Annotated in this window: 17 protein-coding genes and 3 tRNA genes; 9 read left to right on the top strand and 11 right to left on the bottom strand. The window is 41.5% G+C overall.

The genetic code is table 11. The annotated features are described in order from the left end of the window. Positions 1–21 precede the first annotated feature (21 nt). Positions 22–1,734: a type IV-A pilus assembly ATPase PilB gene (gene pilB / locus AWW73_RS10705; RefSeq protein WP_062849620.1), complete on the bottom strand. Its 1,713-nt coding sequence runs from the start codon at positions 1,732–1,734 to the stop codon at positions 22–24. A 291-nt stretch (positions 1,735–2,025) separates the two neighbouring features. Between pilB and tpiA the strand changes: the two genes are divergently transcribed. From tpiA to AWW73_RS10660, 9 genes are all read left to right on the top strand, one after another. Then, complete coding sequence (gene tpiA, locus AWW73_RS10700; protein WP_062849619.1) at positions 2,026–2,820, top strand: triose-phosphate isomerase; 795 nt, start codon at positions 2,026–2,028, stop codon at positions 2,818–2,820. A 12-nt stretch (positions 2,821–2,832) separates the two neighbouring features. Next, positions 2,833–3,162, top strand: coding sequence for a preprotein translocase subunit SecG (gene secG / locus AWW73_RS10695; RefSeq protein WP_016142373.1), 330 nt, complete (start codon positions 2,833–2,835; stop codon positions 3,160–3,162). A gap of 56 nt (positions 3,163–3,218) precedes the next feature. Further along, positions 3,219–3,303 (top strand) — tRNA-Leu (locus AWW73_RS10690). A 38-nt stretch (positions 3,304–3,341) separates the two neighbouring features. Continuing rightward, positions 3,342–3,418, top strand: a tRNA-Met gene (locus AWW73_RS10685). Positions 3,419–3,507: 89 nt separating this feature from the next. Beyond that, a tRNA-Met gene (locus tag AWW73_RS10680) sits at positions 3,508–3,584 on the top strand. 215 nt (positions 3,585–3,799) lie between these two features. Beyond that, a complete protein-coding gene (gene rimP, locus AWW73_RS10675) occupies positions 3,800–4,324 on the top strand; it encodes a ribosome maturation factor RimP (RefSeq protein ID WP_016144169.1) in 525 nt (174 codons plus the stop codon). 37 nt (positions 4,325–4,361) lie between these two features. After that, positions 4,362–5,846: a transcription termination factor NusA gene (nusA, locus tag AWW73_RS10670; protein ID WP_002115134.1), complete on the top strand. Its 1,485-nt coding sequence runs from the start codon at positions 4,362–4,364 to the stop codon at positions 5,844–5,846. 10 nt (positions 5,847–5,856) lie between these two features. Beyond that, positions 5,857–8,556 (top strand): translation initiation factor IF-2, encoded by a 2,700-nt coding sequence (gene infB, locus AWW73_RS10665; protein ID WP_031947214.1) that lies wholly within the window; start codon positions 5,857–5,859, stop codon positions 8,554–8,556. Continuing rightward, positions 8,556–8,957 carry a ribosome-binding factor A gene (locus AWW73_RS10660; RefSeq protein ID WP_002114836.1) on the top strand — a complete coding sequence of 134 codons (402 nt, stop codon included), beginning with the start codon at positions 8,556–8,558 and terminating at the stop codon, positions 8,955–8,957. Before infB ends, AWW73_RS10660 begins: the two co-directional genes overlap by 1 nt. A gap of 56 nt (positions 8,958–9,013) precedes the next feature. On the opposite strand, the gene AWW73_RS10655 is transcribed toward AWW73_RS10660, so the two are convergent. From AWW73_RS10655 to AWW73_RS10610, 10 genes are all read right to left on the bottom strand, one after another. Further along, positions 9,014–9,418: a Na+/H+ antiporter subunit G gene (locus AWW73_RS10655; protein ID WP_014208229.1), complete on the bottom strand. Its 405-nt coding sequence runs from the start codon at positions 9,416–9,418 to the stop codon at positions 9,014–9,016. Positions 9,419–9,429: 11 nt separating this feature from the next. Next, a complete protein-coding gene (locus AWW73_RS10650) occupies positions 9,430–9,705 on the bottom strand; it encodes a monovalent cation/H+ antiporter subunit F (protein ID WP_016144171.1) in 276 nt (91 codons plus the stop codon). Further along, the gene (locus tag AWW73_RS10645) at positions 9,702–10,229 is read right to left on the bottom strand and encodes a Na+/H+ antiporter subunit E (protein WP_004794999.1); all 528 of its coding nucleotides are present in this window, start codon (positions 10,227–10,229) and stop codon (positions 9,702–9,704) included. Before AWW73_RS10645 ends, AWW73_RS10650 begins: the two co-directional genes overlap by 4 nt. A gap of 2 nt (positions 10,230–10,231) precedes the next feature. Further along, the gene (locus tag AWW73_RS10640; RefSeq protein ID WP_057104880.1) at positions 10,232–12,043 is read right to left on the bottom strand and encodes a monovalent cation/H+ antiporter subunit D; all 1,812 of its coding nucleotides are present in this window, start codon (positions 12,041–12,043) and stop codon (positions 10,232–10,234) included. After that, the gene (locus AWW73_RS10635; RefSeq protein WP_002115033.1) at positions 12,043–12,411 is read right to left on the bottom strand and encodes a Na+/H+ antiporter subunit C; all 369 of its coding nucleotides are present in this window, start codon (positions 12,409–12,411) and stop codon (positions 12,043–12,045) included. Before AWW73_RS10635 ends, AWW73_RS10640 begins: the two co-directional genes overlap by 1 nt. Continuing rightward, positions 12,408–15,257, bottom strand: a complete 2,850-nt coding sequence (locus tag AWW73_RS10630; protein WP_062849618.1) for a monovalent cation/H+ antiporter subunit A — start codon at positions 15,255–15,257, stop codon at positions 12,408–12,410. Before AWW73_RS10630 ends, AWW73_RS10635 begins: the two co-directional genes overlap by 4 nt. Positions 15,258–15,551: 294 nt before the next feature. Beyond that, positions 15,552–16,937, bottom strand: coding sequence for an AAA family ATPase (locus AWW73_RS10625; RefSeq protein ID WP_062849617.1), 1,386 nt, complete (start codon positions 16,935–16,937; stop codon positions 15,552–15,554). Between the two features lie 23 nt (positions 16,938–16,960). Beyond that, positions 16,961–18,463 (bottom strand): UvrD-helicase domain-containing protein, encoded by a 1,503-nt coding sequence (locus AWW73_RS10620; RefSeq protein WP_061874453.1) that lies wholly within the window; start codon positions 18,461–18,463, stop codon positions 16,961–16,963. Between the two features lie 9 nt (positions 18,464–18,472). Beyond that, complete coding sequence (gene hisIE / locus AWW73_RS10615) at positions 18,473–19,246, bottom strand: bifunctional phosphoribosyl-AMP cyclohydrolase/phosphoribosyl-ATP diphosphatase HisIE (RefSeq protein WP_002156965.1); 774 nt, start codon at positions 19,244–19,246, stop codon at positions 18,473–18,475. Between the two features lie 154 nt (positions 19,247–19,400). Continuing rightward, positions 19,401–20,714 carry an FAD-dependent oxidoreductase gene (locus AWW73_RS10610; RefSeq protein ID WP_062849616.1) on the bottom strand — a complete coding sequence of 438 codons (1,314 nt, stop codon included), beginning with the start codon at positions 20,712–20,714 and terminating at the stop codon, positions 19,401–19,403. Between the last annotated feature and the right edge of the window lie 38 nt (positions 20,715–20,752).

Raw genomic sequence — 20,752 nt, 5'->3', positions numbered from 1 at the left:
TCCTTATTTTTAAATTGTCTTTTATTCACTGGTCACGCGGTTGACTTCCTGTAAAGAAGTAACACCTTGCATGACTTTCTTTAATCCTGAACGACGCAGATTATTAAACCCCAGTTTTTCAGAAGCAGCAGCGATTTCTAAAGCATTGCCATCTTCCATAATAATCTTGGAAATTTCAGCTGTAACTTTCATTACCTCGTAAATACCTACTCGACCTTTATAGCCTTCCCGACACTCAGTACAACCGACAGGTTGAAAAACTTGAAAATCGGGATGAGTCAGATCTTGTTCGGTAAAGCCCATTTCTAATAGGCTCTGTTTAGGAATGTCGGCAGGTATTTTACACTGAGTGCATAGCCGACGTGCTAAACGTTGAGCAATCACTAGATTGACAGAAGTTGCGATATTAAAGGATGGAACACCCATATTACGTAGGCGAGTAAGTGTTTCTGGAGCACTATTGGTATGCAGTGTGGACATTACCATGTGACCGGTTTGCGCAGCTTTAATCGCAATTTCAGCCGTTTCTAAGTCACGAATCTCACCAACCATAATAATGTCAGGGTCCTGACGTAAAAATGATTTAAGTGCGGCCGAAAAAGTCAGACCTACTTTCGGGTTGACATTAACCTGATTAATACCTTCAAGGTTGATTTCGACTGGATCTTCGGCAGTGGAAATATTAGAGCTTTCAGTATTTAAAATATTTAAGCCTGTATATAAAGATACCGTTTTACCAGAGCCAGTAGGCCCTGTAATTAAAAGCATGCCTTGGGGCTTATCCAGTGCTTCTAAAAAAAGAGCTTTCTGATCTTCTTCATATCCTAAAGCATCAATTCCGAGCATCGCGCTAGAGGGATCGAGAATACGCAGAACTAGTTTTTCACCAAACAAGGTTGGAAGTGAGTTCACACGAAAATCGATTGCTTTAGTTTTTGAGAGCTTAAGTTTGATACGACCATCTTGAGGCACCCGTTTTTCGGAAATATCCATTTGAGACATGACTTTTAAACGTGAAGCCAAACGGTTAGCCAATTGCAAAGGCGGATTTGCAATCTGACGCAACACGCCGTCGACTCGGTAACGGACCCGATATGATTTTTCATAGGGTTCAAAATGTAAGTCTGAAGCCCCCATACGAATCGCATCTATGAGTAATTTATTAATATATTTAACAATAGGTGCTTCATCGCCTTGGGGTGTTTCTTCCTCATCCTCTTGTGATGGTGGTGCTTCAAGGTCTACATCAAGATCAAACTCTTCATCACTAAACTCGAAACTGCTTTCTTCGGTAAATTGTTGCGTCAGAATTTTCTCAAGCTTATGGTGCTCGACAATAACTGGTTCAACCATAAGTTTACTATTGAAGCGAATGGCATCAATCGCTTCAATATTACTTGGATTGCTGGTCGCGACATATAAAATCTGTCCTCTTTGTATAAGAGGTAAGATCCGATGTTTTAAAATCAGTTTTTGGTCAACCAAATCTTTAGGAATTTGGCTGGTATCGTAAACGTCCAGATCAAAATATGGTTCAGCAAATTCAATAGAAATAGTTTCAGCTAATAAAGAAGGGGAGAGATGAACCTCTTCAATCAGGTACGCAACCGTATCCCGTTTAGCTCTTTTTGCTGCATCTAATGCTGTTTGCATGGTCGCTGCCGACACATGTTTTTCTTCGACTAACCGTCGAAAAAACCCCGAAAATTTTGGAGATGTATGTATGACTGACATCTGCCTACCTGTGCTCATATGTTTATAATTGGTATATAAAAAATTATACTTTTGTTATCTAAAATTACTACCTTAGAAAATGATGCTCTGGTCTTGATCCACTCACCAAAGCTTGAACTAGTCGAAGTTTTTATTCATTAATTTTTAAAAGACGATTCTTTAGAATCAATAAAGTTTTATAACTGTTTTCAATAACTAGAAAAGATAGCGGCAAAGCCGTTAAAGAAAAGTATCTGAAATTTGTATAAATGCGTGTAGAATGTGCTGCATTTTTGATGAAAGGTGAGCCGTATGTCGGGTTCGACGATTACGCCTTGGGTAGTTGGCAACTGGAAAATGAACCCAATGCGTGCCAATGCCAAACAACTTATAGAAGAATTTAAACAACTATTGCAACAAGACCAAATTGCAGATGAAAGCTGTCATGTAGGGGTTGCTCCAGTTTCTATTGCACTTGCAATGGTACAAACACAATTGCAAGATGCTGCAAGAACAGTATATACAGTTGCACAAGACGTATCACGTGTAGCGGGTACTGGTGCGTATACTGGCGAAGTCAGCGCAGAACTATTAAAAGATAGCCAAATTAATTTTGTACTAGTTGGGCATTCTGAGCGCCGTGATATTTTTGGCGACAACGTTGAAATTTTGAAAGCTAAACTCCAAAATGCATTAAATGCGGGTTTGACTGTCATTTATTGTGTTGGTGAAAGCCTCGAACAACGTGAACAAGGTTTGGCAGAACAAGTTGTATTGCAACAAATTTGTGATATTGCTCCTGTAGTGACTGCTGAGCAGTGGCAAAAGCAAATTGTAGTTGCCTATGAACCAATCTGGGCAATTGGGACAGGTAAAACAGCCTCTCCACAAGATGCACAGGCAATGCATGCTAAGATTCGTGAAGGTTTAAGTCAGATTACCTCAGCGGGTTCAAGCATTGCGATTTTATATGGCGGTAGTGTAAAAGCTGAAAATGCAGTCGAATTGGCAGCATGTCCAGATATTAATGGTGCGTTGGTAGGTGGTGCTTCATTAAGTGCAGTATCTTTTTATCAAATTGTACAAGCCTTTGCACAAAGTAAATAACGAGGATAGGGTATGCACTCTTTTGTACTGATCGTACATATTATTTTAGCGGTACTGATGATTGCCTTGATTCTAGTGCAACACGGTAAAGGTGCTGACGCTGGTGCTTCTTTCGGCGGTGGCGGAGCAGCAACTGTATTCGGTGCATCAGGTTCGGGTAACTTCCTTACCCGCCTTACTGCAGTTTTAACAGCCTTGTTCTTCGTGACGAGTTTAACTCTTGCTGTTTTTGCAAAAAAACAGACTACTGATGCATATAGCTTGAAAACTGTACAAACTACAGCACCTGTTCAAACGACATCGCCTGAAACTTCACCAAATGCACCAAAATCGAGTCAATAATTCGAAATAAGGCTTTCCTTTTGCAGTTGGAAGGACTAGAATGCGTCCCACAAGCTGCGGTGGTGGTGGAATTGGTAGACACGCTACCTTGAGGTGGTAGTGCCTTCGGGCGTGGGGGTTCAAGTCCCCCCTTCCGCACCAACTTTGAACCAGAAAGTTGAGTGCAAGCAGTTTATTGATGCGGGATGGAGCAGTCTGGTAGCTCGTCGGGCTCATAACCCGAAGGTCGTTGGTTCAAATCCAGCTCCCGCTACCAATTTGATTAAGGTGCAACTTAATCAAGCTAATATTGGATAAGTTTACATTGACTTTTTTCGATATTTGTATATAATTTTTGCACGTTGATGCGGGATGGAGCAGTCTGGTAGCTCGTCGGGCTCATAACCCGAAGGTCGTTGGTTCAAATCCAGCTCCCGCTACCAAGTTTCTTAAAAGAGGCTCACAGACAGGTGGGCCTTTTTGCACAGTGGACTATTGTTTTCTGTGCTAAATAGGGGCGATTAACGCCCTTTTTTATTGGTTATCGTATCGCTATCGTGTAGTGTCGACATCAATTGGTCAAATAGTCATGCTTCACTATAGTAGGTCTGTGTCGGTTAAAACAACCGATTGAATCGCACGAGAATGACGAGAGTAAATGAAATTATCAAATAAATCCCAAGCATTGCATGACTTAATTGTTCCTGCAGTGGAAGCATGTGGTGTTGACCTTTGGGGAATCGAATTTCTCCCACAAGGTAAACGTTCATTATTGCGTATTTATATCGATAAACCGGTAAGTGAAGATGCTGAGCCTGTAATTAATGAAGATGGCGAAGTAGAACTAGGCCGTGGTATTGGTGTACAAGATTGTGTGCGTGTAACACAACAAGTTGGCGCAATGTTGGATGTTCATGATCCAATTTCAGGTGAGTATTCATTAGAAGTTTCTTCACCAGGCTGGGATCGTCCTTTTTTCCAACTAGAACAGTTACAAGGCTACATCGGACAACAAATTGCTTTGCGTTTAATTGCAGCAGTAGAAAACCGTCGTAAATTTCAAGCAAAACTTATCGCAGTAGACCTTGAAAATGAAGAAATTCAGGTTGAAGTTGATGGGAAGCATGTGCTTGTGATCGACAGCAACAATATCGATAAAGCAAACTTGATCTATCAAGATTAAATTTATTTAAATTTTATAAGAAATCGGTAGGTGACTTATGGGCCGCGAAATTCTTACCGTTGTTGAAACGGTTAGTAATGAAAAAGGTGTTAGTCGTGAAGCGATCTTCGAGGCTTTAGAACAAGCTCTAGTTGCTGCAACGAAGAAAAGATTTTACGAAGGTACGCACGCTGAAGAAGCTCAGCTTCGTGTAGAAATTGATCGTAAAACTGGTGATTACCGTACGTTCCGTCAATGGACTGTCGTGGCAGATGAAGATCATGAAATGCCAGCTTGCCAAGATGCAATTTCTGACGTTGATCCAGCTAAATGGTCAATTGGTGACGTGCGTGAACTCGAAGTAGAATCTATTGAGTTTGGTCGTATCGCTGCACAAATTGCAAAACAAGTTATCGTACAAAAAATTCGTGAAGCTGAGCGTGCTTTAGTTGCTGATGCATACGAGTCTAAAGTTGGTGAGTTAATTTACGGTGAAGTGAAAAAACAAACCAAAGATGGCTTCATTATCGACTTGGGCGACAACGCAGAAGCTTACCTTGCACGTGAAGAGATGATTCCAAAAGAAATTCTTCGTCCAAAACAACGTGTAAACGCTATTTTATATAATGTTAACCGTGAAGGTCGTGGCGCTCAGTTGTTGTTATCACGCGCTAAGCCTGAAATGTTAATTGCTTTAATGAAAAAAGAAATTCCAGAAATTTCTGAAGAAATCATTGAAATTAAAGCGGCAGCACGTCAACCGGGCGTTCGTGCTAAAATTGCAGTGAAAACAAATGATCACCGTATTGACCCTGTAGGTGCATGTATTGGTATGCGTGGTACGCGTATTCAAGCTGTACAACAAGAGTTAAATGGTGAGCGTATTGATGTAGTGGTCTGGTCTGATGATCCGGCTCAATACATTGCTAGTGCATTAGAACCAGCTGATGTTTCAGGCATCGTGCTTGATGAAGATGCAAGAAGTGCCGACATTATTTTTGCAACCAGCGATCAATTAGCGCGTGCGATTGGCTCTCAAGGTCAAAACGTTCGTTTAGCTTCTGATTTAACTGGCTACAAACTCGACATGATGCTTGAAGAAGAGTATCGTGCTCGTCAGCAAAATGAAGCTCAGCAATATCTTGATATGTTTGTATCACGTCTCGATATTGAAGAAGATTTAGCAATGGCATTGGTGGAAATGGGTTTCACTTCTTTAGAAGAGATTGCTTATGTTCCTGCTGAAACTTTTGACGAAATTGAGCTTGATGCTGAATTGGTTGAGTTATTGCAAAGTCGTGCAAAAGAAGCAGCCCTTACTGATGCTTTGAAACAGCAAGAAAATATTCAAGAACCGAGCGCAGACCTTCTCACTATGGAAGGCATGACTTCTGAGATCGCTTACTCGCTTGCCGCTCGCGGTATTATTACTGTCGACGATTTGGCAGATCAGGCTACTGACGATATCTCTGATATTGAAGGTCTTGGTCATGAAAAAGCAGGTCAATTGATCATGAAAGCTCGCGAATCATGGTTTAACTAGGAGATGAAATATGACGGACAAGTCGATTAAAGAGTTAGCTCTCAGTGTAGGACGTCCTGTTGAGAAGCTCCTAGAACAGGCTCGTGAAGCAGGTTTGCCTCAACGTACAGCAGACGACATTATTACCACTGAACAACAGGATACTTTGGTCAATCATTTGAAAAAAGTTCATGGTCAGGAAAGTGGTAACACAGGAAAAATTGCGTTGAAACGTAAAACAACCAGTACCGCTAAAGTTGCAAGTACTTCAGGTAAAGCAAAAACGATTAACGTAGAAGTACGTAAAAAACAGGTTTTTGCTAAACCAAACCCTGAACAAATTGCAGCAGAAGCTAAAGCACGTGCAGAAGCAGAAGCGAAAGCACGTGTAGAACAGCAAACGCGTGAAACTGCAGAGCAAAAAGCGCGTCTTCAAACAGAGCAAAAAGCTAAAGCAACTTTAGATGCTATGCGTGCTGCTCATCAACAAGATACTGCTGCACAGACAGCTCCAAAAGCTGCTGTTGTAGTGAAAAAGCGTGGTGGTGGTACAGTAAAACCTGCACCAAAACCAGCTGAAACTCCAGAACAGAAAAGAGCTCGTGAAGAGCAGTCAGCTCAGTTAAAAGCAACTGAAGAAGCTGCACGTCGTAAAGCAGCTGAAGAAGCTCAGCAACGTACACTTGAACAAATGCGCAAAATGGCGTCTAAGTATTCAAATGACGATGCTACTACGACAATTCGCGTGATTGATGATTCTCCACTTGCTTCAGGTCTAGTTGGCCAAGCTTATGAAGATTCATTTAAGCAAGAAGACCGTGAAATTAAACGCGGTGGCGCAACCACTAACCCACGTGCTGGGAAGAAAGGTGGTCGTCGTGGTCAAGAAGAGCAAAGCTTTGTTAACCATAACAAACGTGGTTTAAAATCAAGCCAGGCGAATAAGCATGGATTTGAAAAGCCAGTTAAAAAGCAAGTTTATGATGTAGAAATCGGTTCAAGTATTGTTGTTGCCGATCTTGCTCAAAAAATGGCGATTAAAGTACGTGAAGTTATCAAGACACTTATGAAAATGGGTGAATTGGTTAATCAAGATCAAGCTATTGATCAAGACACAGCAGCACTTGTTGTAGAAGAAATGGGCCACAACCCTGTTTTAGTTTCTGATACACAAGCGGAAGATAACTTGCTTGAAGCAGCTGAAGAAGCTCGTGGTGAGCAAACAACTCGTCCGCCAGTTGTTACCATTATGGGTCACGTCGACCATGGTAAAACATCATTGCTTGACCGTATTCGTCGTTCGAAAGTGGCGGCTGGTGAAGCAGGTGGTATTACCCAGCATATTGGTGCATATCACGTTGAAACAGACAAAGGGATTATTACATTCCTTGATACACCGGGACATGCGGCATTTACTTCAATGCGTGCACGTGGTGCTAAAGCAACAGATATCGTTGTATTGGTTGTTGCAGCAGATGACGGTGTAATGCCACAAACTGCGGAAGCAATTGACCATGCTCGTGCAGCAGGTACTCCAATTATTGTTGCAATCAACAAAATGGATAAAGAATCTGCTGATCCAGACCGTGTGTTAAATGAATTAACAACGAAACAAATCGTTCCAGAAGAATGGGGTGGTGATGTTCCGATTGCTAAGGTTTCTGCACACAGCGGACAAGGTATTGATGAACTCCTTGATTTAATTCTTATTCAATCAGAATTGATGGAATTAAAAGCATCTGCTGAAGGTGCTGCGCAAGGTGTTGTTATTGAAGCACGTGTCGATAAAGGCCGTGGTGCGGTAACTTCTATTCTTGTTCAAAACGGTACATTAAACATTGGTGACCTTGTTCTTGCAGGTTCGTCTTATGGCCGTGTCCGTGCAATGTCTGATGAAAACGGTAAGCCAATTAAATCAGCAGGCCCATCTATTCCTGTAGAAATTCTGGGTCTACCAGATGCTCCAATGGCAGGTGATGAAGTTCTTGTTGTTAATGACGAGAAGAAAGCGCGTGAAGTTGCCGATGCTCGTGCTGACCGTGAGCGTCAAAAACGTATTGATCGTCAAAGCGCAATGCGCCTTGAAAATATCATGTCGTCAATGGGCAAAAAAGATGTTCCTACAGTCAACGTTGTTTTGAAAACAGACGTACGTGGTACTTTAGAAGCATTGAATGCAGCTCTACATGAATTATCTACTGATGAAGTAAAAGTTCGTGTAATTAGTTCAGGTGTTGGTGCGATTACTGAGTCTGATGTGATTCTTGCTGAATCTTCAGAAGCGGTATTGTTAGGCTTTAACGTTCGTGCCGATACGACTGCTCGTCAGCGAAGTGACCAAGATGGTATCGATATTCGTTACTACAGCATCATTTATGAATTAATTGATGATGTGAAAGATGCTATGAGCGGTAAACTTGCTCCTGAACATCGTGAAACAATCTTGGGTGTTGCGGAAGTACGTGAAGTATTCCACTCAAGTAAGTTTGGTGCAGCAGCAGGTTGTATGGTACTTGAAGGCACATTACATCGTAATAAACCGATTCGCGTATTACGTGATGATGTTGTAATTTTCCAAGGTGAGCTTGAATCTCTTCGTCGTTATAAAGACGTTGTTGAGGAAGTTCGCGCAGGTATGGAATGTGGCCTTGCAGTTAAAGGTTATAAAGACATCAAACCACAAGATAAGATCGAAGTGTATGATGTTCAATTGATTAAACGGAGTCTTTAATGGCGGGTAGCCAACGCTTAAAGCGCATGGCGGATTCAGTACAACGTGAGTTGTCTGAGCTAATCCGTCAAGAGCTTAAAGATCCTCGCTTAGGTGGTCTAGTGACCATCTCTGCGGTGAAAGTTAGTGCGGATATGGGTTATGCTGAAGTTTATGTCACCGTTATGGGACGTGAACTAGGCGATGAGCAAAGTGAAGCAGCAAATAAAGAAACTTTAGATGTATTAAATAAAGCTTCTGGTTTCTTGCGTCACGAATTGAGCCGTCGCATTAAGACTCGTATTACGCCTCGCTTACGTTTCCATTACGATAAGACGAATGCATATGGTAACTATATGTTTGGTCTAATCGAAAAAGCGGTACAAGATTTACCAGAACGTAAGTCAGATGACCAAGAGTAATTAAAACTCAAAATAAAAAAGCCACCTTCGGGTGGCTTTTTTATTGATTCAATTTTTTATTCTTTAGGAGGTTCCATTGGCGGTTTGTTTTGTGAAAAGCGTTGACCAATTTTGTAACGGTCCCAAGGTAGAGGACGTTCAATGGCTTCAGGTACTTCACCACTTAATGAGCGTAAACGTAAATGTAGCGCAGCTTGAGCAATCAAATTAGCCGAAACTGGTGCGGTGATGAAAGCTAAAAGGGTAATGAGTAGCTCAGCAAAACCAAAGCGACCTTGGAAAGCAAAAAAGATCATGGAAGCGATCAGAAAGCTTCCTAAGCCGAGCGTACTCGACTTAGTTGGCGCATGTAAGCGCATGAATAAGTCAGGTAAACGGACCATACCGATTGAGCCCACTAGCATGAAGAAGGCACCAAAAACCAGAAAGACCGAAACAATAATTTCCATTGCAAATTGCATTTGACCTCTCCTTAATCGATAACATGACCGGTTGTGAAGTAGCGTGCTAAGGCCGCTGTAGATACGAAACCTAACATCGCAACCAGTAGTGCACCTTCGAATAGAGAGGTCGTCATCCAATAAATACCTAACACAACAATAAGGCAAGTTGCATTGAGGAAAAGCGTATCGAGTGCCAAAAGTCGGTCTACAATTGATGGGCCCATGACCATTCTGAAAAGGCAAAGTAGCATCGAGATTGTAACGGCAATCAAGCTAATACCTAGAGCATAGGGTAAGATTGTCATGCACTTGCCTCCGTTTTACTTTTCACATCAAAAATTTCCATAAGAGGAATTTCATAACGTTGTTTGATGTCTTGAATGTCAGATTCGGTATTATCTGTGCTCAAAGCATGAACCAGAATATCCCCACGTTCCTGATCGATACCCGCAGAAACCGTACCAGGCGTTGTGGTGATGATCATCGCCAGCAAGGTATTGACCTGTTCATGTTCTGTTTCTAAAGGTACACGATACCATTTAGGATGTAATTTTTTGGTAGGCCCTAAAACAAGTTTTGCGACCTTAAAGTTAGAAATAATAATATCCCAAAGAACCACAAAGCATAGTTTAACCGCTGGTTTCCAGTGAATATGCGGTGTGCGGGTAATAAACGGTTTAACTAAACGAGGAATAATCAAGCCTAAAAGCATAGCAGTCAAAAGATCACTCGCATCAAGGCTATGCGCCAGCATCAACCAAAATAAAATGATGAGAACTGAAACAAATGGGTGTGGAAACCAGCGTTCAAGCAAATGAGATAACTGCATTGTTATGGCTCCATAGGTTTCAATTGACTTTCATCAACAATGGTAGGCGTTTGAAGTTTGTCCTGTTGCTGAATTTGTCGTTGTTTATATTCAGAGATATGCTCACCATTGAACGTATCTTTCGAAATAATATTTGGAACAAGATAAGCATTATGATCTTCAACCTCACCGCCATACTTGGTTTCCGGTAAGTAAGCTGGGTCATATGGTTGCACACTGATGACTTCACCGTTTTGATCTACTTTAAGAATAGATTGTTGGTAAAGCGCATGGTCTTGGATCTGCTCTGCGGTGTTTAATGTGTAATGCTGAATTGGTGCAGCAAAGACAACATAAGCGATTAAACCAGCAAGTAATATATAAATGACTTGATCGTTACGTGGTGGTGCGCGTTCCGGCAAAGCACGATAAAGAATATAAGCAGGATGGATTGGATCTTCTTCTGGAGGAGATGCGCGCCAGAATAAGATAAAACCAACACGTGTAAGAGCAATAATACTTAATAAGCTCACAACAAGCACAACACCAATAATCCAGCCTTGATAGCTAGCTTCAACTGTCGCTTGCAAGATAAATACTTTTCCAAGAAAACCACTAAAAGGTGGTAAACCTGCGAGCATCATGGCAATCAAGAAATAAGTCAGCATAGCCGCTTTTTCTTGTTTGATTCTTGGTGCAACTTTTAAATGATCTTTAAAATCTCCACGTTGTGAAGTGATCCATCCACAAAATAGATAAAAAGCTGCTCCGATCAATGTACTGTGCACTAAGTAATATAAAGCGCCAGACCATGCCTGTGTATTAGACATGGCAATGGCTGTAAGCAAAGTACCAATTGAAGAAAGTACCATAAAGCCGACAAAGCGACGCAAACGATCTGCCCCAATTGCTGCAATCACACCATAGAGTGAAGTAATTAAGCCAATAGGCAGTAACCAGCTTTTTAAGATTTCTTGACTAAGTGCATCGTCAAATACTGTTCCATTTACACGTAAAATAGAATAGATCCCGACTTTAGTCATGATGGTGAAAATCGCAGCTACAGGCGTACTTGCAACGGCATAAGTTTTTGGTAGCCAAAAACCGACAGGAAGCATTGCCGCTTTAATACCGAAAACAACAAAGAGAAGTAAGGAACCAGCGACTGCTAATTTGTGTTGATCTGCTTCAAGTGTCGGTATAAGTCGTGAGACATCGGCCATGTTAAGGCTACCCACACTGCCATAAATCATACCAAGCCCAATTAAGAATAGGGCAGAGGCTAAAAGATTGATAATGACATAGTGAACGCCAAGCTGAAAACGAGGTTTACCTTGTCCATGTAAGAGCAACACATACGAAGCCATCAACAGGATTTCAAAAAAGACGAAAAGGTTAAATAAGTCGCCTGTGAGGAATGCTCCACAGATCCCCATTAAGAGGAAATGTACCATGGCATGAAAATAGCGACCACGGGTGTCCCAGTTATCACTTGCATACCATAAAACTGGTACTGCTAATGCGTAGGTCAATACCAGCATAAAAGCTGAAAGACGATCGAGTACAAGGACAATACCAAACGGTGCTGACCATTCACTGAGTTGGTAAACAGTAATTTGACCCGTGCTGGCGTAACTTAGATAAACAATAGCGGTAATTAACCCGGCAATTGCTGAGACAAGGCTAATGCCACGTCGCCAAGGCTGGCGCCAGTCATCTTTTAAAGCACCTGCCCCAGGGTTGCCTAACAGTAATAAGATAAAAGCAGTGAATGCTGGGATGAGAATGCTAAAAATAGGCGTGTGTTGTTGCCAAAAAGATAAAAAATCAAACATCACGGCTCATCCTCACGTGGGTCGTATGTTGGGGAGGCATCTTCTTTAGCATCAACATGATCACTACCTGATTCATAACGGCTACGTAGCGCAAGTTGTACAATAAACGCTGTAGTTGCAAAACCGATCACGATGGCGGTTAACACCAACGCTTGAGGAAGTGGATCGGTTATTTTTGTTGTTTCAGTTAAAATTGCCGGTGAGCTGATTTGTAATCGACCCATAGCGAATAAAAATAGGTTTACTGCATAACCGATTACAGCCAATCCAAGCACAACAGGGAAAGTACGAGCACGTAAAATCAGATAAATACCTGTGGCAACAAGTAAACCAATAGCAGAAGCCAATAAGAATTCTAAACTGATCATGATGATTCCTCCCGATGTGGTACAGGACCAGACATACTCGAATGACGAGAGTCGCCTAATACAGAGATGAGCAACATTGTCGCGCCTACAACGGTGATATAAACACCCAAGTCAAAACTTGCAGCTGAAGCTAGATGTAGTTTCCCTAGAATTGGTAATTCAACATAGACATGAGCGCTAGTGAGGAACGGACGTAACCAGAACCATGCTGCTATACCAGTCAAACCTGCAATCGTTAATCCTGTGCCAATCCAAACTTCGTAAAGGCGGCCTGACTTCGCTTTTAACAGCTGTTCTGCTTGATCTTGACCTAGTGCGATATATTGGATGATTAAGGCCATTGAGGTGATTAGACCTGCAATGAAGCCACCGCCTGGATAGTTATGTCCTCGCAAAAAGATATAAACACTGACGACAAGCGCTAGCGGTAATACCCAAGAGGCCGTAATACGGAACATAAGCGGAGATGGATTGAAACGGTAGGTGAGACCTTGAGTCATTGTTGTACCGTGTACACGCATACCATCCATTAAACAAAGTGCACCAATCGCAGCGATTCCTAATACCGTAATTTCACCGAAGGTATCGAAGCCACGGAAGTCAACTAAAATGACATTTACAATATTTGAGCCACCACCAAGTGGTAAAGACTGTTGGGCAAAGAACCAAGAAATCGAATTGTGATCACGGGTTAAAATGAGCCACGTAATCCAGCCAATTCCTAAACCTCCAACAATGGCTAAAGCAGCGTCTCTTAAACGTCTAGAGCGACGAGATTCATAAGGTGTTAGCTGTGGAAGTAAAGATAAACTCATTAATAAAAGAACAGTCGTTACAACGTCTACTGTAATTTGAGTTAGTGCTAAATCTGGTGCTGACATGGTGACGAAAACCATGGTTACCACTAGACCAATTGCACCACTAATAAGTACTGCCTTAATACGCTCATGGTGGAACCAGAGCATCATCCAACAGCCTGAGAACAATGTCAGCCAAAGAACAATAGCAATCCATGGAGCATGGGTGAGTTCACGTGTACCCGTGCTCAGCCCTTGATTGAGTAAAGGCATGGTCACCATGATGATGCTAAAAGCAATGATCCAGAACAAATAACTTTGCAATGAACCATTTTCCGTTTTCTGTTTGATTTTTCGGCTAGTAAGCAACAGATGTTTTAAAAATAAATCAAATAAGATGCGGCCTTGTAATCTGCCTAGACGTGGGTCAAGGTCAATTTTGCGAATCATGCCGTCTTTTGCTAAAGCAAAGTAGAAGAGCGTACCTCCAATCAAAGCAATAATACTCATCACCAGAGGAGCGTTAAATCCATGCCAAATTGCAAGGTGTGTACCCGCAAATTCCGGTTGCATTAAGCTTGCTTTTGTTACGCTATTTACCAGTGGTTCTACCAATAACGAAGGCAGAACGCCGACCAAGATACAGAGCACAGCAAGAAGAATGGCTGGGGCACGCATCCCGATTGGAGGTTCATGGGCATTTTTATTTGGAACTTGTTTGCCAATTGGACCATCAAAGAACACACCATGCACTAAGCGAATTGAGTAACTTACTGCGAAGATACCAGCCAGAGTGGCAATAATACTAGCAAAGATAACCGTTGAACCTGAAAGATTCGCCAATAGCTCGGTAAAGAACATCTCTTTTGAAATAAAGCCATTAGTGAGTGGTACACCTGCCATAGAGGCAGCGGTGATCATGGTGAGTGTGGCAGTGAAAGGAAGTAATTGCCAAATACCACTGAGTTTTCGAAGATCACGTGTGCCAGTTTCATGATCAATAATCCCTGCAAGCATAAACAGTGCTGCTTTAAATGTTGCATGGTTAATAATATGGAAAATAGCAGCAGCAACCGCTAAAGGAGAACCGATCCCTAGTAAACAAACAATAAGTCCTAAATGACTAATGGTTGAATAGGCTAACAGTCCTTTTAAATCTTCTTTGAAAATAGCAAAGCACGCTGCCATACAGAGCGTAAATAGGCCGACAAACGTAACAATATTATGATAAATCGCAGCACCTATAAAAATTGGAAGTAAGCGGGCAAGTAGAAAAATCCCCGCTTTTACCATAGTCGCAGAGTGCAGATAAGCAGACACTGGCGTTGGTGCAGCCATTGCGTTCGGTAACCAAAAATGAAATGGAAACTGAGCACTCTTCGTAAATGCGCCAAGCAAAATCAGCAATAACATTGGAATAAAAAGAGTGTGGGCTTGGATCGCATCTTTCATGCCCATGATTTCGCTAATTTCATAGGTTCCAGTGATTTGTCCTAATAGAACAAATCCACCTAGCATTGCTAAACCGCCCATCCCTGTAATCGTGAGTGCCATCCGAGAGCCACGTTGAGCAGCCTCATAATTACTCCAATAACCCACTAGCAAGAAAGATGAAATACTGGTGAGCTCCCAAAAGACTAATAAAATAATAAGATTATTAGAGAGCGAAATACCCAGCATTGCTGCCATAAACAGCATGAGTAAGGTATAGAGTTTACTTAAAGAATTTTTAGGGCCGAGATAATAATAGGCGTATATATAAATGAGTGTACCGATACCGGTAATAAGTAAAGAGAATAATAAACCAAGAGCATCGAGTCTGAAGCTCAGATTGATCCCTAATTGAGGTAGCCAATCCCAGCTTTGTTGAATGCTTGCACCACCAAGCACAGTTTTAGCCTGAGTCAGTAATAAACCAAAACTGGTTAAACTGACTCCAATTGCCCCTAAAGCCGTTACTCCACGCGAGAACCGTTGAAGCAATGAAACAAGGGTGGTGCCTAATATTAACGGTAATAAGATAATTATCGGTAGCACACTCGTATCCATATATGATTTAGGTCGAAACCTAAAGGTGAAATTTTAATTTCAGAATAGATAGGAATTCAAAGAGAGTTCCAAAGCTTATTATTCCGAAAACCCAACCAAATTAGAAAATAAAGCGAGAAACAAGTTGTATTGCGCAACTTGAAGAATAAAAACGCAAAATGAAATTTATTGTACACTAAAAAAGCATTGAAAATCTGATGTTATTACATGTAGTAACAACATCTAGTTATTTTAGAGCCTAAAAAACCGCACTCCACCATATATTTTGTGAGTGCAGTTTTTTGATTATAAAGCTCAAACCGAAGGGCTCTCCTCTGGTGTGTCTCCCGCATGAATCATCTTTAATAATTCATTTTTTTGTTGTTCATTTAAACCCTGAATTTGCTGAAATAAAACCTCAATCTGTGCTGGTGTTGGGTCTATTAAATTTAGAGATTGTGCTTCTATATGTGGTGCTAAAGGTTCGCTTCTTTGAAGTAAGGTATAGATCTGTTCAAGTTGTTGCTTGGTCGTATTTAGGTCAAGATGGCTAATTTTACCGTGCTCCAATTTTAGACATTGATAGGTTGAAGCATGTTCGAGTAACTCTTCACGACTTCCTGTTGCAATAATTTGTAGGCGTGGGAATGCTTGATGAAGTCGATTTAAGATCTCAGAGCAATGCGTTGAATCGAGCTGTGCATCAATCTGGTCAATGAGTAAAACGCCGTCTCCTTCAAGGCAAGGGTTTAAACTTAATGGATTGAGTAAACAGAGTCTGCGGGCTATATCGCCTACTAAAGCAATCCAAGTTTTTGTGGTATTTGAAAGCTGCTGAAAAGGTAAGGTTTGACCTTCATAATCAACCATAAGTTGCAACCGCGGCTGATATTGTAAATAGATATCTTTAAGTTCAGGTAAAACTATATTTAATGCATTCTTGAAGGCGTAGAGATTGGGTGAAGTAAGCTGTTTAGGTTGCCCAGATAATTCTTTTTGAAGCTCATTTAATAATTCTGTGTGATCTTGCTGATCTGATTGCTTAGATCTAATGCGTTGTACTAGATATGCAGCTTGAGCATTTTCGATATCACTGATTTCTCGTAACCATTCAAAAAAGCGCGTAAAAGTTGTAAACGGGAGCGGGCTAATGTCGTAGGCTGAAATGGCTTGAGTAATGCCGGGTAAATTTTTATTGAGCAGATTAACATCATTTACAAAGCGCTCGGCTGGGTAGTAAGCGATTAAGGGTAGTCCTTGTAATGGATCTTTTTTTGTAACTTGTTGATAAAGCGCCATGGTTTGGTCAAGTTGTTGAGTTTCAACTTGGCTTATTCCGACACCACTTGCATTTAAGGTTTTAAAAAGTTTCCAGCTACACAGAGAAGAATCTACCTGCTGAGCAGAGGTGCTTTCTGGTAAATGGCCAATTTCAGAAGGGATTTGGATGGTCACTTCGATTTTTGATTGGAGGCGCGACTGAGTAATGTCTTGATCAGGAGTGACAATACCGGGACTACGTAAATCTTTAAGGCGAGCAGGCAACCAAGTTAAAGCATGGTAAGTATGTTTGAGCAACATACTTTTACCAGTTGCCTGTTCACCTAAAATTAAGGTGATTGGCTGTTTTTCATAGTGAAAATGTATTTTAAGGTCGTGAAACAGAGCAATATGTTTAAATTGGACAGATTCAAGTTTCATAGGCTCACCTAAGTATGAGCGCTTCAACCAACCGACTGACGAAGACTTAAAGGCGCCCTTAGTTTTAATTGTTGTATCAGATCATAAAGATGATGGATATTTAGACTTACTTTAGCACGAGTACAGGCAACGTACAGTAGTCTTAATTCTTCATCGGTAATCTTGTGCTCTAAGCCATTAATTTTAAATTGATAGTCATCTTCAATATGAACACGGTTCCATTCTAGCCCTTTCGCTTTATGGGCTGTAGAGATGACATAGTCAGCCTGCTCAAGTGGTGTAATCTTTGCAAGTGCTTTTTTTAATGGGTCTGTGCCATGATCATCAACCAGTTTTACTAATGGCTTAATGTCACTACCTTCATTGGTTTCACAGTATTCATGGACATCGTGCCACGAATTAAACCATGCCAGTTCAGGCACATCCGTAACCCGTTTTCCTTGCTTTAAGAGGCTGGCAGCATCTACAAAACGGTTTAGTTTTTGATGATCAGCCTGCAAACTCACTTTATCGCCGTGAACTAAGCCTGCTAATAAAAGCTCCATTGCCCGAGCATTGGTACGGCATAAAATCGCATCACGCATTTTGGTGTGTGGTTTATTTACGACGCTCGATTTCTGGTTTGGATTGCCAAGCAAGGGAACAGTTTCATTTAAACCACCCAATAATGCATTAGCAACATCGGCAATTGTTTCACCAAAACGAAAAGAGGTCGTTAAGCGAGACTCTGGCAACGGCAATTGTTGCATTGCATTAATCGCACCGCGCCACGCGTAGATTTGCTGATGTGCATCACCTACATAAATAACCTGCGTATTTTTTTGGCGAAGCAAAATGCCCAACATTAAAGGGTCAGCATCTTGTGCTTCATCAAATAGTACATAATCGGCTGGGATGTTAGGTTCAGACAATGCCCAAAGTTTGAGGTAAATATCGTGACCAATACCAGCTTGGTGGTTTGGATCGATTGACTCTAACCAACGGCGTTCAACAGCAGAGTAAAGATGGGTTTGCAGTGCAGTAATATCATCTAGATGTAACCAGTTTGGCGCCTGAATGTGTCGAGGGGCTGGATATTGAGAACTGGTCGAACAGAAATAGCTCACCGCATTGGCGACAAGACTCGCTAGGCGACTTGGCATCAAGACGTATTTTTCATAACGTCCACCCATCATGCGCCGTAAGGTAATCGGTTCTAGTCGATATTCTTTTGCAATAAAGCTTGGACTTAAGCGAGGCAAGCGTAATTTATCAGTTACACCACGCGGCACACTGCGAAAGGCGAGTGAGTGAAAAGTACGACAATCTACATTACGATGAAATTTGTTTTGTGCTTCACCCGCAATGGCTTTGTTAAATGCCAAATACATACCGCGCCGTTCAGGCATGGCATCACTAATCATTTGTAACGTAGTAGTTTTACCTGTACCCGCATAGGCAATCACTTTAAATGATTGCCCAAGACGTGCGTTATCTATGGCAATGGCTTGCTCATAGGTGGCTTTAGGTTTTTCGATATTCGACACTGAGTGATTTTAAACCTTGTTGCGGTTAGCTTTTTCAACTAAACCAGATAAACCCTGACGACGAGCTAATTCGTCAATAATAAGTTGTGGATTAAGATCGAAATAACCCAACATGACAATGCTATGGAACCACAAATCGGCAGTTTCATAAATCAAGTCATTTAAATTGCTTTCTGTATTTTGAGCAGCGTAGTCTTTGGCAGCGATAATCGTTTCTACGCTTTCTTCGCCGACTTTTTCTAAGATTTTATTGATGCCTTTTTTGTAGAGGCTTGCCACATATGACGTATCCGCTTCTGCTTGTTTACGCTCTTGCATCAATTGCCCTAAGTGAGCAAGTACATCCACTTGTTCAGTGGTGTGTGCATGATCGTGGCTTTCAGTTTTGGCTTTATCGCCATAAATTGCAGTAGGGTCTTTTAATTGTGCATCGACAATTTCCCAGCCCTGTGGGGTAAGTTTACGATAGAAACAAGACTCACGACCTGTATGGCACGCGATCCCGCCGTGTTGCTCAACTTGTAATACGATTACATCGCCGTCGCAGTCCAGACGAATTTCATAAACCGTTTGGAAATGACCTGATTCTTCACCCTTGTGCCAAAGTTTTTGGCGAGAGCGAGAGAAATACACCGCCTGATTTTTTTCTGCTGTGAGCGCAAGTGATTCACGGTTCATCCACGCTACCATCAAAATACGTCCGGTTTGATGATGTTGAGCAATGGCAGGGATAAGACCTTGTTCGTTAAATTTTACTTCATCGAGCCATTGCGTGTTATTCATGAGGAATCACCAAAGAAATATGAACTATAAATTGATTTCAATCAGATGCTAAAAAATAGCTTGTATAGTGTACGGCATCAACGTCAGTTTTAGGAAAAATTCTTTGTCCTTTTTGTCTTTGTCAGCCCATTGAGTAGCTTGAATACGATTACTTTTAAAAGTCAGACAGAGATTCACTTTTTAAATTAAAAGTACTGTTTTCTTTAGGCAATTGAGCTACTCGATCATAATCAAGTTGTTGAAATGGGCCAGTCTTTAAGCCTGAAATTGTGATCGCCATTTCTTTTCGAAAATAGGGGATTTGATACATCCAAGGGAAAACTAAATCTCTTAAACCACCAGTCCACCAATGGTCAGATTGATAAAGTGGTGTTAGTAAACGACTGAGAAATTGATAAAACTGGGTGGATGAGTGGCGAAGCTGGTGGTAGTGCTGCCAGAGCAGGGACCAATCAATATTCTGGTTCTTTTGAGCATGTTGTAATGATTGAGAAAAAGCCCAAGCATCCAATAATGCCATATTTGCACCTTGACCTAACTGTGGACTCATTGCATGAGCGGCATCGCCGAGCACACCAATTCGACCCTGACCAAATTGAGTCAGGACGACATCGCGGTAGTTTGCAGATAGCCATTTAGGCTGAGTTTGACTGTTATACAAAATTTCTTTTAGCCATTCTGCAACTTTGGGCCAACGTTCTGAGACTTGCTTTAACCAAGCTTGTTTAGCCTGTTCATCTTGCAAAAAGCTTTGTAGTTGTGGCGTAGGTAAGCTCCAAAAAACACTTGAAAGACGCTGTTGAGGTTCGGTTGGAATAGCTCCTGTAGGTAGAATTCCCATCATAATTTTCGAGCGATCATAAAATTGATGCAGAATTTCAGAATCGAGCACTTGGCACTCAGGCACGATACTCCAGGCTGCACCCCACGGGTAGGCTTGATCGACCTTTACCCATGCTTTAGGTCTTAATTGACTACGCGCACCGTTGGCAATAAGTACAGCATCAAAGCGAGCCTCAAACTTATGGTTTTGATGCATGCCGAACAGTCGAACTTCATTGGTATGTTCTTCAAAGCTTTCAACAGAGTGGTTCATACGCCAAGTAATTTGGCTTGAGTATTCACTAAGCTTTTGTGTGAGCACATGACATAAAGTGGCACGGTGTATACCTAGACCATAAAGATTTGCTGATGCTTCATGATAATGACTATTCACTAAAAGACGCTTGTCTGGAAGTTGTCCTTCTAAGCCTGTGACTCTTGCACCTAATGTTAAGGCTTTGTCGAGCACACCTAAATGTTCAAATACGGCTAAGCCCGCGGGTTGTAGTAATAAACCGGCACCGACCGGAGATAACTCATCAACTTGTTCAAAAATAGTAACGTTATTACCTTCACGGGCGAGTAAAATCGCAGTGGCTAAACCTGCAGTGCCGGCACCGATAATAGCAAAATGAGGTGTTTTCATTGTTTATTCTTTTGAAGCATTTATAGATTCAATTTAGC

Source organism: Acinetobacter lactucae, from assembly GCF_001605885.1.
GTDB lineage: Bacteria > Pseudomonadota > Gammaproteobacteria > Pseudomonadales > Moraxellaceae > Acinetobacter > Acinetobacter lactucae.
Note: the sequence above shows the minus strand (reverse complement) of the source record. Positions and strands in the feature narration are given on the sequence as shown.

Coding starts and splice junctions, on each gene's coding strand:
- pilB (WP_062849620.1), bottom strand. CDS start 1,734: ATGTCAGTCATACATACATCTCCAAAATTTTCGGGGTTTTTTCGACGG.
- tpiA (WP_062849619.1), top strand. CDS start 2,026: ATGTCGGGTTCGACGATTACGCCTTGGGTAGTTGGCAACTGGAAAATG.
- secG (WP_016142373.1), top strand. CDS start 2,833: ATGCACTCTTTTGTACTGATCGTACATATTATTTTAGCGGTACTGATG.
- rimP (WP_016144169.1), top strand. CDS start 3,800: ATGAAATTATCAAATAAATCCCAAGCATTGCATGACTTAATTGTTCCT.
- nusA (WP_002115134.1), top strand. CDS start 4,362: ATGGGCCGCGAAATTCTTACCGTTGTTGAAACGGTTAGTAATGAAAAA.
- infB (WP_031947214.1), top strand. CDS start 5,857: ATGACGGACAAGTCGATTAAAGAGTTAGCTCTCAGTGTAGGACGTCCT.
- AWW73_RS10660 (WP_002114836.1), top strand. CDS start 8,556: ATGGCGGGTAGCCAACGCTTAAAGCGCATGGCGGATTCAGTACAACGT.
- AWW73_RS10655 (WP_014208229.1), bottom strand. CDS start 9,418: ATGCAATTTGCAATGGAAATTATTGTTTCGGTCTTTCTGGTTTTTGGT.
- AWW73_RS10650 (WP_016144171.1), bottom strand. CDS start 9,705: ATGACAATCTTACCCTATGCTCTAGGTATTAGCTTGATTGCCGTTACA.
- AWW73_RS10645 (WP_004794999.1), bottom strand. CDS start 10,229: ATGCAGTTATCTCATTTGCTTGAACGCTGGTTTCCACACCCATTTGTT.
- AWW73_RS10640 (WP_057104880.1), bottom strand. CDS start 12,043: ATGTTTGATTTTTTATCTTTTTGGCAACAACACACGCCTATTTTTAGC.
- AWW73_RS10635 (WP_002115033.1), bottom strand. CDS start 12,411: ATGATCAGTTTAGAATTCTTATTGGCTTCTGCTATTGGTTTACTTGTT.
- AWW73_RS10630 (WP_062849618.1), bottom strand. CDS start 15,257: ATGGATACGAGTGTGCTACCGATAATTATCTTATTACCGTTAATATTA.
- AWW73_RS10625 (WP_062849617.1), bottom strand. CDS start 16,937: ATGAAACTTGAATCTGTCCAATTTAAACATATTGCTCTGTTTCACGAC.
- hisIE (WP_002156965.1), bottom strand. CDS start 19,246: ATGAATAACACGCAATGGCTCGATGAAGTAAAATTTAACGAACAAGGT.
- AWW73_RS10610 (WP_062849616.1), bottom strand. CDS start 20,714: ATGAAAACACCTCATTTTGCTATTATCGGTGCCGGCACTGCAGGTTTA.